Annotated in this window: 20 protein-coding genes; 13 read left to right on the forward strand and 7 right to left on the reverse strand. The window is 62.4% G+C overall.

The window, feature by feature from the left end; genetic code table 11:
- Positions 1 to 56: 56 nt before the first annotated feature.
- The gene (locus IPL79_15670) at positions 57 to 1484 is read right to left on the reverse strand and encodes a sigma-54-dependent Fis family transcriptional regulator (protein ID MBK9072418.1); all 1428 of its coding nucleotides are present in this window, start codon (positions 1482 to 1484) and stop codon (positions 57 to 59) included.
- A 221-nt stretch (positions 1485 to 1705) separates the two neighbouring features.
- Here IPL79_15670 and IPL79_15675 point away from each other — a divergent pair, with 221 nt between their 5' ends.
- Positions 1706 to 2614 carry a universal stress protein gene (locus tag IPL79_15675; GenBank protein MBK9072419.1) on the forward strand — a complete coding sequence of 303 codons (909 nt, stop codon included), beginning with the start codon at positions 1706 to 1708 and terminating at the stop codon, positions 2612 to 2614.
- Here IPL79_15675 and IPL79_15680 read toward each other — a convergent pair.
- From IPL79_15680 to IPL79_15690, 3 genes are all read right to left on the reverse strand, one after another.
- Positions 2611 to 3975, reverse strand: coding sequence for a hypothetical protein (locus IPL79_15680; protein ID MBK9072420.1), 1365 nt, complete (start codon positions 3973 to 3975; stop codon positions 2611 to 2613). The genes IPL79_15675 and IPL79_15680 overlap by 4 nt on opposite strands.
- A 102-nt stretch (positions 3976 to 4077) precedes the next feature.
- The gene (locus IPL79_15685) at positions 4078 to 4587 is read right to left on the reverse strand and encodes an FKBP-type peptidyl-prolyl cis-trans isomerase (GenBank protein ID MBK9072421.1); all 510 of its coding nucleotides are present in this window, start codon (positions 4585 to 4587) and stop codon (positions 4078 to 4080) included.
- A gap of 70 nt (positions 4588 to 4657) precedes the next feature.
- Positions 4658 to 4963 carry a hypothetical protein gene (locus IPL79_15690; GenBank protein ID MBK9072422.1) on the reverse strand — a complete coding sequence of 102 codons (306 nt, stop codon included), beginning with the start codon at positions 4961 to 4963 and terminating at the stop codon, positions 4658 to 4660.
- A gap of 241 nt (positions 4964 to 5204) precedes the next feature.
- On the opposite strand from IPL79_15690, the gene IPL79_15695 reads away from it, so the two are divergent.
- The 4 genes from IPL79_15695 to IPL79_15710 all read left to right on the forward strand — a co-directional run bounded on the left by IPL79_15695 (position 5205) and on the right by IPL79_15710 (position 11343).
- Positions 5205 to 6188, forward strand: a complete 984-nt coding sequence (locus tag IPL79_15695) for a SagB family peptide dehydrogenase (GenBank protein MBK9072423.1) — start codon at positions 5205 to 5207, stop codon at positions 6186 to 6188.
- Between the two features lie 35 nt (positions 6189 to 6223).
- Positions 6224 to 8548 (forward strand): YcaO-like family protein, encoded by a 2325-nt coding sequence (locus IPL79_15700; protein MBK9072424.1) that lies wholly within the window; start codon positions 6224 to 6226, stop codon positions 8546 to 8548.
- Positions 8549 to 8684: 136 nt separating this feature from the next.
- Positions 8685 to 10391 carry an aldehyde dehydrogenase family protein gene (locus IPL79_15705; GenBank protein MBK9072425.1) on the forward strand — a complete coding sequence of 569 codons (1707 nt, stop codon included), beginning with the start codon at positions 8685 to 8687 and terminating at the stop codon, positions 10389 to 10391.
- 88 nt (positions 10392 to 10479) lie between these two features.
- Complete coding sequence (locus IPL79_15710) at positions 10480 to 11343, forward strand: hypothetical protein (protein ID MBK9072426.1); 864 nt, start codon at positions 10480 to 10482, stop codon at positions 11341 to 11343.
- A gap of 38 nt (positions 11344 to 11381) precedes the next feature.
- Here the strand turns inward: IPL79_15710 and IPL79_15715 are convergent, their stop codons facing one another.
- Both IPL79_15715 and IPL79_15720 read right to left on the reverse strand, forming a co-directional pair.
- Positions 11382 to 11702 (reverse strand): hypothetical protein, encoded by a 321-nt coding sequence (locus IPL79_15715; GenBank protein MBK9072427.1) that lies wholly within the window; start codon positions 11700 to 11702, stop codon positions 11382 to 11384.
- The gene (locus IPL79_15720) at positions 11699 to 12145 is read right to left on the reverse strand and encodes an OsmC family protein (GenBank protein MBK9072428.1); all 447 of its coding nucleotides are present in this window, start codon (positions 12143 to 12145) and stop codon (positions 11699 to 11701) included. The genes IPL79_15715 and IPL79_15720 overlap by 4 nt, the downstream gene beginning before the upstream one ends.
- A gap of 220 nt (positions 12146 to 12365) precedes the next feature.
- Here IPL79_15720 and IPL79_15725 point away from each other — a divergent pair, with 220 nt between their 5' ends.
- From IPL79_15725 to IPL79_15760, 8 genes are all read left to right on the forward strand, one after another.
- Positions 12366 to 13334 (forward strand): hypothetical protein, encoded by a 969-nt coding sequence (locus tag IPL79_15725; protein MBK9072429.1) that lies wholly within the window; start codon positions 12366 to 12368, stop codon positions 13332 to 13334.
- 148 nt (positions 13335 to 13482) lie between these two features.
- Positions 13483 to 14055, forward strand: coding sequence for a hypothetical protein (locus IPL79_15730; protein ID MBK9072430.1), 573 nt, complete (start codon positions 13483 to 13485; stop codon positions 14053 to 14055).
- 251 nt (positions 14056 to 14306) lie between these two features.
- Positions 14307 to 15521 carry a mechanosensitive ion channel family protein gene (locus IPL79_15735; protein MBK9072431.1) on the forward strand — a complete coding sequence of 405 codons (1215 nt, stop codon included), beginning with the start codon at positions 14307 to 14309 and terminating at the stop codon, positions 15519 to 15521.
- A 32-nt stretch (positions 15522 to 15553) separates the two neighbouring features.
- Positions 15554 to 16333: a murein L,D-transpeptidase gene (locus tag IPL79_15740; protein ID MBK9072432.1), complete on the forward strand. Its 780-nt coding sequence runs from the start codon at positions 15554 to 15556 to the stop codon at positions 16331 to 16333.
- Between the two features lie 59 nt (positions 16334 to 16392).
- A complete protein-coding gene (locus IPL79_15745) occupies positions 16393 to 17979 on the forward strand; it encodes a glycoside hydrolase family 1 protein (protein MBK9072433.1) in 1587 nt (528 codons plus the stop codon).
- A 67-nt stretch (positions 17980 to 18046) separates the two neighbouring features.
- Entirely contained in the window at positions 18047 to 19558 is a 1512-nt protein-coding gene (locus IPL79_15750; protein MBK9072434.1) for a DUF2252 family protein, read from the forward strand.
- Positions 19548 to 20714, forward strand: coding sequence for a hypothetical protein (locus IPL79_15755; GenBank protein ID MBK9072435.1), 1167 nt, complete (start codon positions 19548 to 19550; stop codon positions 20712 to 20714). The genes IPL79_15750 and IPL79_15755 overlap by 11 nt, the downstream gene beginning before the upstream one ends.
- A complete protein-coding gene (locus IPL79_15760; GenBank protein MBK9072436.1) occupies positions 20699 to 21241 on the forward strand; it encodes a lamin tail domain-containing protein in 543 nt (180 codons plus the stop codon). Before IPL79_15755 ends, IPL79_15760 begins: the two co-directional genes overlap by 16 nt.
- Positions 21242 to 21256: 15 nt before the next feature.
- Here the strand turns inward: IPL79_15760 and IPL79_15765 are convergent, their stop codons facing one another.
- Positions 21257 to 22357, reverse strand: coding sequence for a c-type cytochrome (locus tag IPL79_15765; GenBank protein ID MBK9072437.1), 1101 nt, complete (start codon positions 22355 to 22357; stop codon positions 21257 to 21259).

A 22357-nucleotide genomic window follows, 5' to 3' on the forward strand; every position in this document is an offset into this window, starting at 1 on the left:
ACCTGCCGGTACGATAGCGCGCCACTGACCGCCGCCACCTAGCCCAGAATGGCGCGTTATGATCGATCAGTGCGCTTGGTCGGCGCCACGACGGGTTCGCTTGAGCGCGCCCCCGAGCTGTATTCGTGGAGGCGATACTGAATGGTGCGGACGCCGACGCCGAGCATCTCGGCGGTCTTGGACGTCGAGCCGCCCGTCGCCTTAAGCGTCTCCAGTATGGCGTATTTTTCGATGTCGGCGAGCTTGGCGCCGGGAATGGGCGGCATGGCATTGCCCCCGGCCGCGCTCGCACTGCTCTGCACGAGCTCGCTGAGCAGGGCGGGCAGATCGCCAAGTTCAATGGTCGAGCCTTTGGTCATGACCACCGCGCGTTCGATCATGTTCTCGAGCTCGCGCACGTTGCCGGGCCAGCGGTGATGGTTCATGGCGTTCATCGCGGCGGCGCTGATGCCGGTAATTTGCTTTTGGTTTGCGACGGCAAAGCGATGCAGAAAATGCTGCGCCAGCAGCGGCAGATCGGTCAGCCGATCGCGCAACGGCGGCATCTCGATCGCGACGACATTGAGCCGGTAATAGAGATCTTCGCGAAAGCGGCCGGCGCGCACCGCCGCCATGAGGTCTTGGTTGGTCGCGGCGATTAGGCGCACATCGACGCGCGTCGGCGTGTTGCTGCCGACCCGCTCGAACTCTTGCTCTTGCAAGACGCGCAGCAGCTTGACCTGAATATTTGGGCTGATATCGCCGAGTTCGTCGAGAAACAGAGTGCCACCATCGGCCATCGAGAAGCGTCCATCGCGGCGATTTACCGCTCCAGTAAAGGCGCCCTTTTCATGGCCAAAAAGCTCGCTCTCAAGCAAGGACTCGGCGAGCGCCGCGCAGTGCAACTTGACGAAGGCGCCGCCGGCACGCGGCGAACGTTCGTGGATGGCATTGGCAATCAGCTCTTTGCCGGTGCCGCTCTCGCCCGTAATGAGCACGGTGGCGCGCGACGGCGCCACCTGATCGACCACCTCGAAGACACGTTGAATCGACGGGCTGGCGCCGACGATATTTTTCGGCGCCACGCGATCGGTTACGCGCTTGCGCAGCTCGGCGGCCTCGACGCGCAGCGATTGGCCTTCGACCGTGCGTTCCAGCGAAATAAGCAACTCTTCAAAATTGAGCGGCTTGGTCAGGTAGTCGCGGGCGCCTTTGCGCATGGCTTCCACCGCCGAGGCCACGCCGCCAAAGGCGGTCATGACGATGATATCCGGGCTGGGGTCCTGCTTGCGCAGCTCGGCTACCAGCTCGATGCCGTCCATGCCGGGCATTTTGAGGTCGGTCAGCACGACGTGAGGCGCGAATTCTGCCACCTTGCCGAGCGCCTTAAAGGCGTCGGCCGCGGTCTCGACCTCATAGCCCTCGTCGCGCAAAAGCTCGGCGAGCGCGCTGCGCGCGTTGACCTCATCGTCGACGACTAAGATTCTTCCGAGTTTCGTTGCCATGACCGGGCCCTGGTGCCGCTGGGGGGGGTTATGCGAGTACCGTGCCAGCCAGACGCGCGCCGCGGGTCGAAAAATCGCCCGAATCGCGCACATTTTGCGTTTACCCCCCCGTCTGCCGCAGGGTTTGCATGGTCGCGGCGAATCGGCGTCATTTTTCGCGACCCGCAACCGTCCCGGTCCAGCGGTTGCGTGCCGGCACAAAAACTGCACACTATCGCACCATGTTGAAACACATCGCCGTTGGCATCGACCTCTCGTCTGGCTCGAACGAAGCGCTGGGCTACGCGGTGACCTTGGCCCGCCGCAACGGCGCCAAGGTGACGATGATTTCGGTCACCACCTTGCCGCCAGCGACCGCGATATTCCCTCGCGCCGCCGGCCAGGCCGCCGAGCTCTACACCAAGCGCTCAAATGAAATGCTCGCGTCGCATCGCGCCGAGCTCGAGGCCTTGCGCGAGCGCGTCGCTGGCGGGGCGTCAGTGGAAATTTCAACCCTGATCGTGCCCGGCTTTGCCGATCGCGACGTCGCCACCGCGGCCGAGGAAATCGGCGCCGATATGGTTGTTGTCGGCACCCATGGCCGGGGTTTTCTCGGGCGCATTTTCATCGGCAGCGTCGCGGAACGCACGGCGCGCTCATTTAACAAGAGCGTGTTGGTGACGCGCGGCGATCATCACCACGCCGATGGCGGCTTTCGCCGTATTTTGGTCGCGACCGACCTCTCGCCTCCGGGCGAGGTCGCGCTCGATCGCGCGCTCGAAATCGCCGCGCCGGGTGCCAGCATCGAACTCGTTCACGCGTGGCGCGATCCCTTGCAGGCGTGGTCGTTCGACCCCGCGGTGTCGCTTGCGTCATCCACGGTGTGGAGCGACGTCGAGACGGCGCTAATGGAAGAACTCAAGGCTACGGTCGCCAAGTCGGCCGAGCGCGCGTCGCATCAACCGCCTATCGCCATCCGCGCCTTGCTCGGTTACGCCGGCCAAGCCCTGGTCGCGCGCGCCCACGAAATGTCCGCCGATGCGATCGTCGTCGGCGCACACAGCCACCGCGGCGTCGCGCGCTTTCTGCTCGGTAGCACCGCCGAGGCCGTGCTGCGCCACGCACCTTGCTCCGTCCTCATCGCGCGCTAGCGCGGAATCGATTCGCCAGCAGGCATCTTGATGCCCTTGGCCTTGGTGTAGGTCGCGCCGTCGACGAAGAGCACGGTGGCGATGTATTCGAGGGGGCGAACGCCGTCGGCCTGCATCGCGCCGACGAGGAATGAAGTTGGTGAATAGTTGGGCACGTCGCCGACGCCGGCGTTAAGGCCAGCGGCGGCGTCGCTCATCTCGGACGCCGTCGCGCCAACCGCGCGCGCCTTGTAGAATTGCGAGAGGCCCGCCATTAGTGGCGCCACCTGCTCGGCGACGGCGCGGTGGCCCGACGATAGGCGGGCGGCATTATCGCCGGTGGCAAAGATGGCATCAACCAGGCCATCGCGCAGCTCGAGCGCCGCGCCGGCCAGCGCCAGCAGCGGACCTTCGGCGAGGCCCACGCCGTCGTCGCTGGCGCTCACCAGCGGCATTGGCGCAAACACTGGGTCGACGCAGCTCGCGCCCTCGGAGCCCGCGGCCTCGATCTCCGCCGCGGTGCAGCCCGACAGCGCCAACATGTGCCAGACAAACTCAGAGCAATACATTGGCAACTCGGCCGAACTCTTATTGAGAATGATCTTGCCGAGCTCGGTCACGGTTTGTTGCGTCGTCATTTGCTTGGCGACAAAGATCGGCATCAGATAGTCGCTTTGGAACTTTACCTTGCCGTAGGCGCGATTGCCGGCCACTAACTTGGCCCACGCGCGTAGCTGCGCACGCCGCGCGTCGTCAAAGCCCGCCGGCCGCACGATCTGGATCGCATCGACGCCAGCATCGACCGCGCCGCTTGCCGACACGCCGCCGGCAAAGTGCAAGGCGTTGAATTGGCCGCTGTATTCGCTATCGAGCGGGCTATCGACATTAAACGCCGCGCCGTTCTTGGTGTAGACGAGGCTGGCGTGGGTGACGCCCATCTGGATATGTGGGTACGCCATTGAGCCGGCGAATTCGGGACGAAACGTCAGCGCGATGTCGCCGTCCTGTAGCACGCCCGCCTTGGCGAGTTGCCGCGACATGTCTTCGCGCGCCAACCGCTTGGCGGCAGGTGTGGTGCCGCTCTGCTTGATCGCAATAATGCGCAGGCCGGCATCGGCGACTTCGTCAGAGGCCTGCCACACCGTTGGGTAGCTATATTTTTGCCGTGCGAGCTCGGTATCCACCGCGCCCTTGGGCACGCTGAAATAAAACGGCATCTTAACTAATTGATCGGGGCGCCCGCTCTTGAGATCAAACGGATCGCCGTCGTCCCATTCGTCATCGCTGGGCTCGCCGATACAACCGCTCTGAGACACGAGGATCGACGCCGCAAGAGCGACGCTCGAGGTCAGGGTAAAAACACCATGGCTAAGTTTTCGCATGGCACGGGTTAAGCAAGACGCGTTCCAATCGTGCGGTGCAGCGAGCTTGTGTCATTCCCATAGGTTAAGCGCGTCTTGGCGCAGGAGCGGCAAGCGGTGTGGTCAGTGGTGATGCCCGCCCGGCCCATGAAGGTGACCGTGCTGCAATTCGTCGGGGTCAGCTGGCCTCACATGCTCAACCTTGCCGGTGAAGTAAAGGTCCACCCCTGCCATGGGGTGATTGAGGTCAAGCGTGACCGAGGTTTCGCCAATCGCCTTGACCGACGCGCGCACCATATTGCCTTGTGGATCGCGCAGCGGCAGCACGTTGCCTACCGTCAACACGCCGTCGGGCACCTTGCCGCTGGGATCGACAAACATGGCCTTCTCAACCTCGAAAATGGCCGCTTCATCGTAGACGCCATAGGCCTCGGCGGCAGCCACCGCAAACGCAAAGGCATCGCCCGCGGTAAGCCCGGCAAGGTTTTGCTCAAAGGTCGGAATCATCGAGCCATTGCCAAAGATGAAGCCAAGCGGCTCATCGCCGGACGTCGATTCGACCAAGCGGCCATCGGCGGTGCCCTCGGTTAAGGTGTAGTGCACCGTGACCACGCAGTTGGGCTTTATTTGCATGGGGGTGTTCGTACCTTGGACGGGCTGGGTTTGTGAAGATTTCGTGCCAGCTACCATCCTCGACTCGCCGTCACGGAGCGCCCTTTTGCAGGTCCCGGGTAGCCGGCGAAACCCTTCCGGAATGCGTCGGGCCGGGCAGGGGTAATTGTAAATGCGGCAACGATTCGAGCATTTTGCGGTTTCCAACGTTTGTCTGGATCTCACGAGGTTGCACGGTTTTGCCGTCGCCGCCAACGTCTCTGAATCGCTGATGTATTTTTTTTGATTCATGGTCGAGGCGCTGGAAAAATCGATGCATCGCTGCGCGTTTGTGGCTGTTTTGGGCGGTCTCATTCGCATTGCTCGGCGGCGGCGCGGCGTTGTAGAAGTTTTTCAATTATGAAAAACGAGACGCGTAAAAAATTATCTCTCTCCCGGCTGAAGATTCAAAATCTCTCGAATGCCACCGGTGCTGAGGCCGGCGCCTGGGCGTGCAATAGCTGCAGGTCATTTCTGTGCGGCATTACCGACGGCTGCAGCTTGGATCAGAATTCGTGCGACTGCGGCGACTCGGTGTTCATTTGTTCGCCGACCAAAGTCGTTAGCTGCGATGACACTCCAAGCGCCTAGTTGCCGCGGTGCCCGATAGCCTGCAGCTTCATCCCAACACCGTCGTACGGTGGGCAGGCCAACGGCTGGTGATTTCGTGCCAGCCAACCGGCGATGTCTTCGCCGTTGATGACCCTGGTATTTGTGAAATCTTGCATGCGTTTGCGGCCCCCCGACCGCGCACGGGCCTCCAAATCGAGGGCATGAGCCCTGATGAGGTGGCCGACCTGGTGGACGAGCTGTGTGGACTTCAAATTCTGCGCCCCGCCAACGCCCCCGCGTCGCCGTGGGAACCGCACGATGCCCTGTTCCACGCGACGAGTCGCAACGCGATGCGCAAGCTCAGTAGCGCGCCGGCAACGGCTGCCGTCATGCCGCCCGTTGGAGGCTTCGTCATCGCGTTGCCGCAGCCAGAGGCTAGCCTTTCGATGCCCTTGGGCGACGCGCTCACGTTGCGCCGCTGCATTCGCGATTTCGGCGCAGTGCCCATCGCCTTGCCACGCCTTGCCGCGCTGTTTTACTACGCCATGCGCAATACTCGCGAAATTATCGACCCAGGCGGCAGGGTCTCACAGGTGCAGCGGCCTTACCCATCCGGAGGCGCGGCGCACTCGCTGGAGGTGTATGCGGCGATTAACGTTGCGGCCGTCGAAGCCGTGTCATCGGGGCTTTATCACTATTGCCCGCAACGCCACGTGCTTGAGCAAACCTCGTGCACCGCCAAGGACCTGCAGGCCATCTTGCAGCGGGCCCAAGCCGCGATGGGGTCGCCTTCACTTCCTCCCGTGGTGCTCGTCGTGACCAGTCGCTTCGCGCGCGTCGCCGAAGGCTATAGCGGTGGCGCCTATGCGCTCGTCGCCAAAGAAGTAGGGTGCCTGATGCAAACCATCCAACTAACCTCGACCGCGCTGGGCCTCGGCAGTTGTCCGCTTGGGGTTGGCTTGCCTTTGCCAAGCGCAGATCTCGAGCATGAGCCAACCGTCGGCGAAATCACGCTTGGCTTGCCAAGCTAACCATCACGATGTTGAAGCCAAGCGATACTCTGCGCATGATGGCGGGCCTTGACGTCCTTGCGAATCAACAAGGCAGTTGCCTCGTGCATGACGGCCGCGGCGTCGTGAGCCTCGGGGACTTGGACGCCGCCTCGCTGCGAAGCATCATTGGCGCGGTGCAGCTCGGGGGGCGAGTTGAGAACGTCGTCGCGCGGCTAGCCGACGAATTTGAGCCAGATGACCTCATCGAAGCTCTCGACGCGTTGGTGGGCACCGTCTTTGAGATCGCGGGCGAAGCGCCGCTCGAGCCAGCCACGTCACCCGCGACTGGCAACGTCGTCGTGGTGGGCAATGGCACGCTTGGCAGCGCCATCGCCACGCATTTGACGACAAACGGCGTGGCGGTTGAATTCCTTGATGTTGGCACCATCGCCGCCGACGCCTCCCTTGAGGCACAAGCCGGCATCCAAGTCGTTTACCGCGAACTGCATGCTGCAGCTGCCGCATCCCCGCCTAAAACGAGCGCGGCCCAGTTGGCGCGCCATATTGAAAATCGCACGCTTGTGGTCGCGTGTTTAGAAAACGTCGCTACGGCGGCGCTGCTGATGGTGAATCAAGCATGCCTGGCGGCTGGCGTGCCGGTGCTGTTTGTTCAACCAAAACGCGGCGATGTGGTGGTAGGCCCATTCGTGCTGCCATGGCGCACACCTTGCCTAGGGTGCTCGATTTTAAGCAGTGACTTCCGCCTCGACGCGCCGCAGGGCGTCGGCATCATGGCCCTGCTGACCCTCGGCGGCCTGGGCGCAGCGGCAGCCGCGCCGGTTACGGTTGTCGCTTCGACGGTGTTAAATCAGTTGCAAAGCTTTTTTCGCGGCGCCCCGCCGTCCACGAGTACTGAGCTGCATCGCATCGCAAATAATGGATCGCTTACCTCAACGACGTTTTCGCCTTCCACGTATTGTCCGGCCTGCTTCGGCATGAATCGCGATGGTCTTGGTTCCGCACGGGACGCGGCCACGCCTCCAACTCTGCCGGGGTTTAGCGATCAGGCCGGCATCGAGGTTGGCGGCGGCGTTAGAACCGTTGGGCTTACCGAGGCCGAGCAACGCGCACGCGCCGCCTTCGCCGCGCTTGGCGTACATGTTCGATATGTTCACGACACGCCGCCGGACCGCTTGGTCGCCGCGCATCCGCTCCTGCGCGACCTCCACTTTATTCGGCTTGATGGGCAACCGCGTTTTGCGGCCGATGCCCGCGTGGTGCGACGACAAGCCAGCAGCCGCGCGATTGGCAAGGGGCTGACACGCCAGCACGCTTGGTGCTCGGCCGCATATGAGTGGTTCGAGGACTTGTATTGCTTTTACCGCGGAGGCACCCAGGTAATCCGCGCGGCGTACCAAGACGTCGCAGCCCACGCCATCGACATGGAATTTTTTGCGGAGGGCTTGTTGCCTCACTTTGACGGGCTTCATCATGAGCAATTTACCCGCGCGACGCCCATCGATTGGGTGTGGGGGCGGGACCTTGTTGGTGACCGCCCCATCCTGTTGCCGGCGGCCAACGTATATCTGACCGCGGATTTCCAAGTCGCCGGTGGCAGGCTCGCCTTGCCCAAACGAGGCTCGTCGGGCATCGCGGCGGGGTGCAGCCTTGAGGACGCAGTGCTCGAAGGGCTCTTGGAAGTCATCGAACACGACGCCTGGTTTTCCGCGCCAGCCACGGGCCTCGCCTGTCCGTCGCTCGACCTCGCGACGGTGGACGATGCCGACGCGCTTCGGCTCATCGACGTGCTGCAGGCGTCGGGTTACGACGTCGGCGTGCGCAACCTAACCAGCGACCTTGGCGTCTGCGTGCTTGAGGCGCACCTAACCTCGCGCGACGACTTCACGCGGTATCACGCGGGCGGCCGTGGGTGTCACCTCGATCCGGTCATCGCGCTGCGGCGCGCGCTCACCGAGGCGTTTCAGTGCCTCTGCGGCTATGCCAGCGCGGCGGCCACGGACGTGTTTACCGGCCGCGGCAGCCTCATAAACAGTTTCGTCGAACGCACCCAGATGTCGAACCGCATTAGCGGTCGCTGCGCGTGGCGCGACCTGCCCGATTGTCAGCCCGCGTCGCGGCGTGTCGTCGACTACGTTGCCGTTTGTGTCAAAAAACTTAAGGTCGCCATTCCGCGCGCCGATATCTGTTACTACCAATTTCCTAGCCCCAGCGAGCATGGCATTTTCGTGACCAACGCGTTCGTTTCGGGCGTGTTTGACCAAATCGGCCAACCCTCGCATCTCCCTGAACGCTTGCTGAATTACCGCCGCTGCATGGGCCAAGCGGGCGCGCGATTTGAGCCCCACGAGTTGTTCCTTAGGGAGATGCCGCTTTATTAGCCTTGGCCGCGCCACGAGCTAAAATCGCGTGCAAATGGCTTAATTTCTATGCGCGTTGCGCGCTAAACCGCGGCTCCCTTGGACGCGCGGGCGAGGATGCCTTGGCTATTTAGCCAATAAACTATAAGGTCGCGGCATGACCTCGCCTGAATTCCCGCGTGCCGCTGCCTCCAGCACCACCGCACCCATGCCGGCCACGTCGACCGCGCAGATGGATGAAATCTTGGCTCGCCTGCAGCAGCGCAAAGACGCCTGGGCCAAGACGCCGATTGATGAACGCCTGCGGCTGCTCCGCGCCACCTTGCGCGGCGTGGTGCACGAGGCGGCCGCGTGGTCAGAGGCCATTTCGCGGATAAAAGGCCTCGATCCGCACGGGCAAATGCATGGCGAAGACTGGCTCGCGGGGCCCGTGGTGACCGCGCGCAACATTCGCCAACTTATTAAGTCGCTCGAAGCAGGTGGGCAACCCAAGCCACTGGCGTTGCGCCAACGCCCCGGTGGCCAGTGGGTCGCCGACGTCTTGCCGTGGGATCTATGGGACCGCTTGGTCTACACCGGTTGGAAGGCCAGCGTTTGGATCGAACCCGGCAAGCCGCCGACGCAAGGCCGTGCCTATCGCGAAAAAGCGGCACACGGCGCGGTGGGGCTGGTGCTCGCCGCGGGCAACGTCACCTCCATTGGTGCGATGGACGTGCTGCACAAGATGTTTATCGACAACGAAGTCGTCGTCATGAAGATGAACCCGGTCAACGAGGCGGGCGGGCCGCATATTGAGCGCGCGTTTCGCGCTTTGGTCGATGCCGGTTTGTTCGCGATTGTCTATGGCGGCGCCGAGGTCGGCCAATATCTAACTGACCACCCCAAGGTCGACACCATCCACATTACGGGCTCAGACCGCACGCACGACGCCATCATCTGGGGCGGCACCGCCGAGGAACAAGCAGAAAATAAAAAGGCCGGCACGCCGCGGTTGGCCAAGCCAATTACGTCTGAGCTCGGCTGTGTCACGCCGGTGCTCGTCATGCCAGGCAATTGGTCGCCGCAAGAGATTGAATACCAGGCCGATCAGGTCGCCGGCATGGTCGCGCAAAACGGCTCGTTTAACTGCAATGCCGCCAAGGTGGTGGTGACGTGGAAGGGGTGGGCGCTGCGCGAGCCATTTTTGGCGGCATTGCAGCGAGCCTTGCAAAAGGCGCCGCCACGCAAAGCCTACTATCCTGGCGCGCAGCAACGCTACGATGCGTTCCTCAAACACTACCCGCAACATCTCGCGCTCGGGCAACGCGGCGAGGGCGTGGTGCCATGGACGTTTATTCCGAACGTGCCCGCCAAGGCTGGAGAGTACGCGCTTTCTAACGAAGCCTTTTGCGGCGTGCTAGCCGAATGCACGCTCGACGCCGCGAGCGCCGCGGACTACTTTGACGCCGCGCAAACGTTTGCCAACGATGCCTGCTGGGGCACGCTGTCTTGCATGGTCATCGCCAACCCGGCGACGCAAGCCGCGCCACAGTTTGACAACTTCATCGCGGGCCTGCGCTATGGCGGCGTTGCGATCAATGGTTGGGCCGGCGCGATCTACGGCCTGGCGCAAACCACGTGGGGCGCCTTTCCTGGCCATCCGCTCGACAACATCGTCTCGGGGCGCGGCTCGGTGCACAACACGTTTATGTTCGACTATCCCGAAAAGTCGGTGCTGACGTTTCCGTGGAAGCACGCGGCTAAGCCGGTGTGGTCGGCCTCGCACAAGCATCTCGCGGACGTCGGCAGGGGGCTGCTTGCCATGGAGGCCGAGCCGAGCGTGTGGAAGCTGCCCAAGCTGCTCATCGCCGCGCTGCGCGGATAAGCCTTATGTAGCGTGCGCTAAGGTGCGACGTTACCGACGGAACAAGTCAACCATTGCCTGACGCATGCAACGCGTATTATGCTGAGGCGTGCCCAGTCAGCGCCGCCTGCTAATTGTTGACGGCGAGTCCGACGGCGATGGTCCGAACGTCAATTTGGCCCAGGCAAAAAGCGCCGTCGGCCACCTCTACGGTTCGATCCAGCGCCTCGAGTTTAAGACGCCGGCGCAGCTCATCGCGGCGTTGCCTCAATACAAGGTAGACCGCGTGATCACGGCGGGCCACGGTGGGCGTGATGGGCCTAATGCGCGCGGCCAAGACGACTTAGGTTGCTCGGTCACCGTGTCGACGGACAGCATCACGCTGCAGTGTCAAGAACAAGATCAGCTAACGACGAAGGAAGTTTGGTCCGCCACTATTTGGCATTTTGATATACTCAATCTGATCAATCGTCTTAACCGTCACCGAGGCTCGCACCCGGACGTGAAATTTGGCGTTACCAAGTTTACCATCGATCAAATTTTCGTGCTGCTGGCGCTTGCTGAGGATTTGAGCTCAAAGGATCCAGCCATCCGCTTCCAGTACAAAAGCGGCGAGCCTACCTCTAAGACCGACGACTTGCCGGACTTCGCGCGGTTTTGCGCGGCCCTGGCCGGGGCCCTGGATTCGCCCAGCGTCACCAACGGCAAGCCATATACGCCCTACTTCTATGTCGGCAGTTGCTATTCAGCCGCGGCGTGGGGCTCTTTGCCGCCGAAGACGTTAGAGCCCGCTTCGTTTATCTCCGCTGTCGCGCAGGGCAGCGGCATCCCGACCTTTGGCAATGTGCATGGCACCAGCGTTGGCGCCACGTTGCAAAACCTGGCGCTCATTGAGCAAGCCGTAGATGCGGAGGGCGACGGTTCGTTGCCGACGCCAAAAAACTTGCTCGATCATGTCCAACTTGCGCGGTAGTCGAATTCGATGCTCCGGCACTCATTGTACGCAGGCGCTTAGTTCTCAAGCACCGGCACGATCTGAAACCACAGCGTGTTGGGCGCGCCGCAGGTCTGGCATACCGAGTTAATCGCGCGCAGGCGTCGCTCGCCTAACACCTCGGCGCGTTGCTCTTGGCCTCGCAGTGCGCCGCCGCAAAGCGGGCAAGGATGCGACGCCGCCTTGGAACCGATGACCGCTGGCGTCGGCACGATGATCGGTTGCTCGGGGCTGCCTCCGCGCTCCAGGCGTGCAAGCTGCTGCTTGAGCTTCACCACCTTGCGGGCGGTGCGCGCCTCGATGCGCTTTTCGGTGCGCGGCCGTTTCTTCCCACTCATGCCAAGGCGGGCCCCGTGGCGTTAACCTTTACCTCGACCTCAATGCCATCGCGCACGCTCTGGGTCACGACGCAAAAATCCTCGAACATCCCCAGGCACCCGGTTAGCGCCGCGGCGTCTGGTGCAATGGGGGCATTGATTTGCACGCTTACCTTGCCGATGCGCAGGCGCTTTTGCTCGTTGCGAACGATCTCCATGTGCACGCTGGCGGTCACCCCGGTGAGGCGCTCGCCCTTTTTTTGCAAGCAAAACACCAGGCTCGCGGCGAGGCAGTTGGCGATTGCCACGGCTAAAATCCGCGAGGGATTGGGCCCGGCGTCGTGGCCAAGTGGTGCCGGCTCGTCGGTACGCAAGGGCGCAAACGGCTTGTCAAACGCGATGGTGAACTCATAGCCATCGACCTGAGTCAGCTGCAATTCAAAACTAGAGACGACGTCACTCATATATTTCCTCGGACGGCGACAGAGGAGCGCCGCGGCGATGATACACCAGAGTGATTCGCGAGTAGCTGTGACGAGGCGTCGCTAACACGCTGCGTAATGTCGCTGGCGCGACAAATCGACATGTAGGCAACTAACAGATAGCGCATGTCTTTTAGCCACTTAGCATTTTGCGCTAGCGCTTATTTTTGACCACAAGGGCGTTGGTGTTAACGTTCCGGCGATGAACCCTAACCTTACGATGCTTGCGAGCGGCTTGATGTCCTTGGGTCTTGTGGGCTGTGGTCCGTCGGTTACCGGCGGTGACATTACACCCGGTCCAAACGATCCCGAAACCGGACCACTACCTGGCGATACCGGTCCGTGCACGCGCATGGACTTGGTATTTGTAATCGACGATTCTGGATCGATGGGAGAAGAGCAGGAGAACCTGCGCGACAACTTCGCCTCCTTTGCCGCGTTGCTGCAAGACTATCGCAATCCCGAGGGCGAGGCCGTGGATTTTCGCATCGCGGTTACGACCACCGGCCGCGACATCAATTTCTTTGTCGATCCCAACCCGCCGTTTCCGATTCCAGGCTTGCCGCCACAGCCCCTAATGCCCATGAACGAAGACGGCGATAACGGCGCCTTCCGCAAAAAGTGTGGCATGTCGCAGCGCTGGATCGATGGCAATGCGGCCAACATGAGCGACACCCTGGAATGCCTCGCCGAGGTAGGGACGAATGGTCCAAGCATTGAGATGCCGCTTATGATGAGCACGTGGGCGCTGCAAGAACGCGTCGCAGACGGCACCAATGCCGGTTTTCTGCGCGACGATGCCCTGCTTGGCATTGTCATGCTAACCGACGAAAACGACTGTTCGCGAACTGACAACGGCTTTACGCTAGGCGGGGACGACGGGGAATGCGGCGAGGATGCGCAGCTGCAAACGGTGCCGCAGACCATCGCCAAGCTCGATGAGGTTAAGCAGGGCCGCGGGCGCTGGGCCGCCGCCGTCATCGCCGGGCTAAGCGATTGCTCGTCTGATTTTGGCAACGCGGTCGAGGCCACGCGCCTTAAAGACTTTGCGGCCGAAGCTGGCGACAACGTCATCACGCACTCGATCTGCGACGGCAGTCTTACCGAAGCCCTTGAGGCTGCGCTCGATACCTTCACCGAAGCCTGCGAAGTGTTTCCTGGGCCGAGCTGAGCTGAGCTGCGCCGGGTGAGCAGCCCGGTCGCCGTATCAAAAATCTGCGGACGGCCGCGCGGACGCTCAGAATCCTGAGACAACGCGCCTGCAACGCCGCGGAAAGATAAGTCGGGCCAATGGCACGAGACTTGAATAAGTCAGTCTTATGACTGATAGATCGATCCTCTTTGCGAATGCCTTGTTCCTCTTGGCCTGCGGCTGCGGCGACAACACCGATGAGCCAGCGCCAGCCCCGCCGCCCCCTGCACAAGGGCGGACTGCCGAGCATGCGGCTGCCACGCTAGCGGGCGTGCTTGATGTCGATGGGGCTCGGCGTATCGCCTGTAGCAACATCACGGTAGCGTTAGCTAATGCGGTCGACACCGAAGCCGTAATGATCAATGTGGCGCTGCTTGGGCCGCTTGAAGATGCTCCGCCCGCAGTCGGTGAGACGATTGAGATCGACCTTGGTGAGCTACCAGCCGCGCTGCGGGTTGCGTTTGGCACGAACCTCACGCGCGAGGCGTGCAACGATACGATTGAGCCCAGTCGCGCGCCCGTTGTTGAAGCCGAGTTCTTGCCCCTTGCCGGGACGATTCGAATTGAGGTTGTCGAGCATCTCGAGGTGTTTCCGACTTACAACGCGAGAATCGGGATTGATGGCGTCCGTTTTACCCATGACGGCGCGCCTATTTCGCTTGACCTAGGCACCGAAACATTTGGTTGGTTGCCAGGTTAATCGAGGCGCGACGCCCCACCGTGCACCACGGCTGCTTACCTGCACAAGCATCGAATGCCGCTTCCCCTTCATCTCGCTGCCGCCTGGGTTGGAGAGGTCGACATTTTGTGGTACGCATAAGTAACTTCTAGACGTTGCGCTGGCGCGGTAACCGCACCTCCGCCGACTGTCAGGCCTATATGCGTGCCGTGGCGTCGCCTGGTGGCGGCGGGAGCCTTCGCGGGCCCGCGTCGCCAGCATCGGGAGCTACCATGAACGAAGTCACGACAACCCTTCACGATCTCTGGGGCGCCAACCCACCGGGGGCATGGTTGTTCGCCGGCGCGCTGGCGGCAGGCATCATGCTCGCAGGCGTTGTCTCGCGCGGGTGGGCGCGGCGACGCTACGCGGTGCTCGCCAAGACGCCCAAGCTCGAGCTCATGGAGATTCCGCTGCGCATTGCGGAAAAGACCTCGCTGCTATTTTTGATCGCGGTGGCCTTGTTTGTCAGCGTAAGGCCGCTCGTCTTGCCTCCTCTCGTCGGCCACGGCATTGCCAACGCCTTTACCGTGATCGGATTTTGGCAGCTCGGCTACTGGGTCTCGACCGCCGTGGTGGCGTGGCTCTCGCTACAAAATGGCAAGGGGGCGCAAGGCGCCTTGGCGAGCAGCCTGGGCATCTTGGGCTTTCTCTTGCGCCTGGTCATTTGGACGCTGATCTTCTTGCTTACCCTCGATAACCTTGGCGTCGACATCACCACCTTGGTCGCGGGGCTTGGCATCGGCGGCCTGGCGATTGCGTTGGCGGTGCAGAGCATCTTGGGTGATTTGTTTGCATCGTTGTCGATCGCGCTCGATCGGCCCTTCGTTGTGGGCGATTTTATCGTGCTTGGCGACTTTTTAGGCACGGTGGAGGCCATCGGCATCAAGAGCACGCGCGTGCGCAGCCTTGGCGGCGAGCAGATCATTCTAGGCAATTCCGATCTGCTCAATAGCCGCGTGCGCAACTACGGTCGCATGAGCGAGCGCCGCGTGCAGTTTTCGGTTGGCGTAACCTACGAGACGCCGGAAGACGTGGTGCGCAAGATTCCTGGGCTCATTCGCCAGATCATCGACGACCAGGATGGGGTGCGCTTTGATCGCGCCCATTTTGCGAAGTTTGGCGACTTCGCGCTCGAGTTTGAGACCGTCTACTACGTGCTCAGCTCGGACTACAACGTCTTCATGGACACGCAACAGGAAATCTACTTTTGCGCTCCTGACGGCGTTTGCCGGCGCGGGCATCGAGTTTGCGTATCCAACGCAAAAGCTGTGGATGGCGGGCGTGCCCGCAGCAACCAATGTATCGACGTAAGTATAAGTAGTTACTTTAAAATTGCCCGTCGACATCGGCGCGGCGCGCCGATTCAAACAACCTGGTATCTGTCAGCGCGGCCTCGATTTGGGAATTGCGCATTAACTCCCGCGAAGAGATTGGGACGTGGATAGATCGATTCCGTTGCCGGTGCGTGCATGCATATATGCCGCGCGCGCTGGTCCTTGTATCTTTCCTCGTGGCCATCGCCTGCGCCGAGGGCGGGTCCCGGGTGGCGACGCAGCCGCCACCACCGCCAACAGGCGAAATTCCCGCCAAGCTGCGGCCTACGCATCCACGGGCGCTAGCGGCTGCCGCGCGGGTCGGGCCGGTGCTGATAACCGAGCTGGAGGGTCGCGGACTACGTCTAGGTGATCCGATTTTTCTGCGCGCGCTCAAGCGCGAACGCGTGGTGGAGGTGTTTGTCAGGCAGCGCGCGACCGGGACGTTTGAGCTGTTTCGCACCTATCCGATCGCGGCCGCCTCAGGCGAGCTGGGGCCCAAGCAGGCCGAGGGCGACTGGCAGGTGCCCGAGGGGTTTTACCAAGTGGGCCGCCGCGCGATGCATCCCGGCAGCGCGTATCACCTCGCCTTTAACCTCGGTTACCCCAACGCCTACGACAGATCGCATGGGCGCACCGGCAGCGCCATCATGATGCATGGCAATCAAGTCTCCATTGGCTGCCTCGCGATGACCGACGCAAAAATTGAGGAAATCTATACCCTCGCTGAGGCGGCGCTGCGCGGCGGGCAGGTCGCCTTTGCCGTGCACGTGTTTCCATTTCGCATGACCACGCGCGAGCTAGCGTATGCCGCGGCCGAAGAGTCGCCGTGGCACTCCTTTTGGCTTAATCTTAAAGAAGGCTACGATTGGTTCGAAACCACCAAGCGGCCGCCTCGGGCCACGGTCGTCAAAGGCGCGTATGCCTTTGCCCCGTCGCCCTGAAATCCTCAAAACTGCCATTGTCCCGTCACTAAATTGGCGCATAGTCGTCGGCTATGCGCATGCAACTGCGAACAAGCCAGGCGGCTGTACTCTTTATGATGGGCCTGCTTGGCTGCCAAGATGCGCCGCCGCCGGCGCTTGAATTTGGCGCCCAAGGCCCGCTCACCGGCGACGCGGGGCGCGGCTCGTTTTCATTTGGCGTGACCACGGCGGCCACCCAAATCGAAGACGCCAACCAAAATACCAACTGGTATGCGTGGACCGAGCCAGCACCCGGCGGGCTTGGCAAAGGAGCGTTTGTTGGCGACGCGGTCAAAGGCTATGCAATGGCGGTCGACGACGTTGCGCTGCTAGTTGAGCTCGGGGTCGATACCTATCGGCTCTCGCTCGAATGGGCGCGCATTGAGCCCGAGCGCGACGTTTACGACGAGGCGGCACTAGCGCACTACGACGAGGTAATCGACGCGCTGCTGGCGGCGCAGATTAGGCCAGTCATCACCATTCACCATTTTAGCAATCCGCTGTGGTTTGAAGATCCGCGGCTTGCGACCTGCCCAGTCAAAGATGCGCCCAAGAACACCGCCCAGCTTTGCGGTTGGGCGGGCGACGACGATGGCAGCGAGGCGGTGCAGGAGTTGGCCGAGTTTGCCGGCATGCTGGCCGCGCGCTACGGCGCCCGCGTCGATGCGTGGATGACCATCAACGAGCCCATTAACTATTTGGTGGCGGCCTATGGCGCCGGGGTGTTTCCGCCGGGCAAGAACTACCTGCTTAGTGACTTTACGCGGTTTATGGCGGCGGCGCGCAACCTGCTTGCGGCGCATGTCGCGGTCTTCGACGCCATCAAGGCGGCTGACGTGGTCGATGCTGACGACGATGGCGTTGCGGCAGCCGTGGGCCTGCCGCTCTCGGTCGCCGAGTGGACGCCGTCGCGCGACAACGAACTCAGCGACCATCCCGACGACGTAGCGGCGGCGGCGAGGGTGCAGCGCGTCTACCACTATCTGTTTGTCGATAGCCTCTTGGCGGGCCAGTTCGACAGCGACCTAGACGGCGAATTCGATGAAGACCAACCCACGTGGCAGGGCAAGCTCGATTGGCTGGGCGTGCAGTACTACAGCCGCATCAGCGTGACCGGCAAATTGCGGTTGATTCCTGGCGTCGACGCCATGCTTTGTTTTGGCACCTTCGATTTGGGCTCGTGCCTGCCGCCACAAGATCCAACCAAGTGGATCGAGGAGATGGGCTATGAATGGTACGAGCCAGGTATCTTCAACGTGTTGACAGATTTCTCGCGGCGATGGCCCGCGCTTCCGCTGGTGGTCACCGAGTCGGGCATCGCCACCACAAGTGGCCAGCGGCGCATCGAGCATATCGTGCGGTCGCTCGAGCAAATACGCCGCGCCATCCTGGCCGGCGCCGATGTGCGCGGCTATTGGCATTGGACGCTGCTCGACAATTTTGAGTGGGCGTTCGGCTATGCGCCGCGCTTTGGCTTGTATGCGGTCGACCGCGGCGGCGCCTTTGCGCGCACCGCGACCGCCGCGGTCAGCGTGCTGCGCGAGATCGCAACGGCGCGAAAGGTGTCGGGCGCGCGGCGCCAGCAACATGGCGGCTTGGGGCCGATGACGCCCGAGCCGGAGTAAGACGCTGCGGTCGAAGTGATAGGCAATCCGCGGGTGTTGCCGGGCTGTCACACAAGCCGTACACGTCGTGTTATCGACGACCATGCTCACGGTGGCGCCAGCGGGCAGCAAGCAGGTACGAGTGGCAAGCCGTGTCGCGGTGCCCATCGCGTTTTTGCTAGCTTTGCTGCCAACCGCGAGCTGTGGCGAGCTAGATGGGCAAACCGCGCATGGCAAGTGGCTGGCTGGTGAGTTAGTGGCAAGTAATGCGCAATGGTCGATGCGGGCGCCAGAGCTGGTCGCCATGAAGTACACCAAGATGGCGCGCAGCCCGTTTCAGTTTTTTCGCGGCACGGCGGGCCTTTACTGGCATGACGTGCTGCATTGGCAGGGGCGCACCAGGCTTGTAGTTGTTGGTGGCGCGACGTGCAAGCCTTTCACGGTCATCATGGGCGATCCGCATATCGAGAACGTCGGCACCTTTCGCACGGCTGGTGGCGACATGTTCCTTGGGTTTAACGACTTTGACCTCGCCGATGTCGGGCCCATGCAAGGCGACGTGATGCGGCTTGGCGTGGGCTGGTTTGCCGCGGGTAGCGAAATCTACGCCGGTGGCGATACCGTGGCGCTTTCACAACAAGCCGCCACCGCCGCGATCAGCGGCTATGTCGACGAGTTAGCCTCGCTCGCGGCGGACGACGCGCTCATGCAAGGTCGGCAGTGGGCTATGGGCGCAACGGAGGCCAGCGATAAACTATTAGAGAAGGCGCGCGAAAAGGGCGATGAGCAAAGCAAGCTAGAAGACTACGCGCCGCAAGATGCCCAAGGCGCGCGCGTGCTGCAGCTCGGCGATATTGAAGACGTCGCCGCGGACGGCATCTGGGAAGACACGCTGCAAGGCCTTGCGCAGTCGGCGCGCGGCGATGTGCTTGCCGCCGTAAATCGATATGTGCCGGTGCAGGAAAATTCGTCGACACCGGCCAGCGCGACGCTCGATGTGGCGCGCAGGCTAGGCGCGGGCGTCGCTAGCTATCCGGCCGATCGCTATTACGTGTTGCAGCAAACGCCAGCTAGCGGCGGCGCCTACCTCTTGCTCGAAATGAAGGAAACTGGCCAGGGCGTGCCGCTCTATGGCATGGAGCTCGGCACGGCGACCACCCCGCTACCCGGCGGCGAACGCGTCGCGCGCTATCAGGTGGCGCTTAGCGATCGCGCCGACGGCGATGCATGGCTTGGCCATGTCGAGCTGGGGGCGCTTTCGTTTCGCGTGCGCGAGCTGACGGGCTATCAACGCGGCTTTGACGTCGCCGACCTCGCCGATGACGTCTTTGAAGGCAAGCTAACGAGCGCCGACATCAATGCCTTGGCGCAGCAACAAGGCGCGCTCTTGGCCAGGTTGCACGTGCGCGGCGCGGTGCTTCGCAACGAGGCGCTATCTCATCGCGGCGCGGCCACGGGCTTGCATGCCTGCGTCGACAGCGCGTTTGTTACCCGCACAATGCAGGCGGCCAAGGCGTACTGGCGCATCACGCTCGCGGATTTTTCTGTCTTCGTGGCGGTGCTCGCAAACTATCCAGAATGGTTGAGATATGGCATTTAAACAATTTGTCGCCTTCGTATGTGTCGCATGGGGGCTCGCCTCGCCAGGGCTGCTGTTTGCCGATGAAGCGGCTGAGGCGCCCGCGCAAGCAGCTGCCACCACGCACAAAGACGCGCCCGCGTTGCAAGTCGGCCATGGTGGCATCATCGATGCTCGCGCCGTGCGCACGAGCTTTGACGAGTCGACGGCGCCCGTGGAGGGCAGCCGGCCCATCTCATCCACGTTTGATTTGGCCAAGGCCGAGTCGTGGATTGCGCCGAGGTGGGGCGCGGCCGAAGCCGAGCTGCGGCTTGAGGCCGTGCGTTCGGGCGGCGAAGATAGCAGCCAAGGCATCGCCGAGAATTCGCTGGTGATGCGGGTAAATCGCGCGTGGGCTGGCGCCGTTTTCGGCGAGCGCGCTGATGGGTCGGAGAGGCAAGGGCAGGTCGTGGTCGGCATCCGTGCTGGCCTCATCGCGCATCCTTGGTACGACCAATCCGAGTTTGCGGGCAAGCATCGCGATATCGCGACGTCCGCGCCGGAACGCTATGAGCTGGCGCCGCGGTCGGATATCGGCGCCACGGCAACCGTTACGCTGTCGCGGCTCGCCGGTGCGGTGCTTTCGCTGACGGTGCTCAACGGCGAAGGGCTTGGTCAGCGCGAGCAAAATAACGCCAAGACCGCCGCTGCGAGTTTACGCCTTGATGTGGCGCATTTTGAGCTTGGCGGCGAGTCGGTACCGCTGCGCGTTTTGGTCTTGGCGCAAGAAGGTTCAAGTGGGCCGGCCGCGAGCGCCGATCACCGCCTTGGCGCATCGCTATTTACGGCCTCGCGTCACGCGCAAATCGGCGTGACCTGGATGGCCGCGGAGCAGCTCGACGCCTTGGGTATCACCAGGCCTTGGCTCGCGAGCGCGCATGCCGACGTTCGCCTTTGGCACAATGCCTCAGCCGCCGCCGGTGTTTACGCGCAAGTCGCTTCGCTGCGCGCGCGCGGCCAGCGCGTTTCGTTTGAGACAACCGCGGTCGGTTGGGTCGCGTTACCGCAGGCGGTTCGCGCCTATGCAGGCGTCCAAACGACAAACGTGAACAATGACGCTGGCCCGCTGCCTGGTGCTGCGGTGGGAAACAGTTGGTCTATCATTATAGGAGCAAGCGCGGCATGGGACGTTCGCTAAGATATTTCCCCTTGCTGCCCGCGGCGATCACAGTGCTTGTCGCGGGGTGCAGTGGCGCGTCCGATGGCGACCTAAATCTCCCGGATGCCTCGCCCGATGCGCCCGCGGCCCCAGCGGACGGCCCCACCGATGCGCCAATGGACCTGCCGAATATCCGCATCAATGAAGTGGCAGCCGGTGAAGCCCCTGACTGGGTAGAATTCGTCAATCTTGGCGACGTTGCCATTGAGCTCGCCGGATTGCGCATCTTAGACGCAAACGACGCGACGACCGCGGTGCCGTTGGCAGCAAGTGGCACGCTTGAGCCAGGCACTTATCTCGCCGTAGACATCGCCAACGAAACCGTGGGGTTCAAGCTCGGTGGCGATGAAGAGTTTTGGCTCTACACCGCCGCAGGCGACGTTATTGATTCGGTTGATTGGAACGAAGGCGACGCCGCCACTGGCAAGAGCTATGCTCGCCAGCCCGATGGCACCGGCGACTTCGTCAGCCTTGAGACGCAAACCAAGGGCGCGGCGAATCCGTAAATCGAGCGGAGACACTCATAATAGCGGCGCCACTGGCGTAGTCATTTCGGCAGGCAGCTCTGCGGTGAGCGCGCCGAGAAACGTTACGATCGCATCGAGTTGCGTGGCGTCGAGCTCCTTGCCGAGCTGGTGCAAGGCCATCAGGCGCACGGCCTCGCGCAGCGACGAGATCGAGCCATCGTGGAGATATGGCGCGGTCTTGGCGACGTTGCGCAGCGCCGGCACCTTGAACATGCCTTCGTCGGCGGGATTGTTGGTAACGCTGGCGCGGCCGCGATCCTTGATCGCCGGCCACGGCCTCACGCTGCCGAGCTTCTGAAACATCTGGCCACCGAGCGTGGCGCCGCTGTGGCAGGCGACGCAGCCGGCCGCAATAAACTCGCGCGCGCCGACCTTTTCATCGTCGGTTAACGCCGCGTCGTCGCCGGCGAGAAAGGCATCCCAACGCGACGGCGTCACCAGGGTGCGCTCAAAGGCGCCGATCGCGATCGCCATGTTGTCAAACGTCACCGGCTGCTTGGCGTCGGGAAACGCGGCGGCGAACAAGCCCTTATAAGCGGCCGAAGCGCGCAGGCGCTTCTCGATGACGGCCACGCTCGGCATCGCCATCTCGACTGGATTCATCACCGGCCCCTTGGCTTGGGCCTCGACGGTTGGCTCGCGGCCATCCCAAAATTGCGTGGCATGCAGATACGCGTTGTAAACCGTGGGCGAATTGCGCGTGCCGACTTGGCCCTTGTGGCCCGTGGATACCGGCTTGCCATCGACGCCATACGCATTGAGCATGTGGCATGAATTGCACGACACGTCGCGCGCAAGCGAAAGCCCGGTTTCATAGAAAAGTTGTTTGCCCAAGGCGACGGCCGCTGGCGGCTGGGGCACCGCGGTGGGCAAGGGCGCAAACATCCCGAGGCTGGCGCGATCGATGATGGGTGGACGCATCGAAACCGGGGTGGTGCCGCCCGCCGGAGGTGCCGAGGCGGAATCGCTAGGTTGCTTGTTGCACGCGCCTATTGCGGTCACGGCGACTAGGCCAGCCACGAACTGCGTGACCAGCCGCGTCGCTTGATACGGTGCTTGATACGGTGATGTTGTTTGCTTCGGCAAATTGTTCAT

The organism is Myxococcales bacterium (assembly GCA_016716835.1).
In the GTDB taxonomy this organism is placed as follows: domain Bacteria; phylum Myxococcota_A; class Polyangia; order Haliangiales; family Haliangiaceae; genus JADJUW01.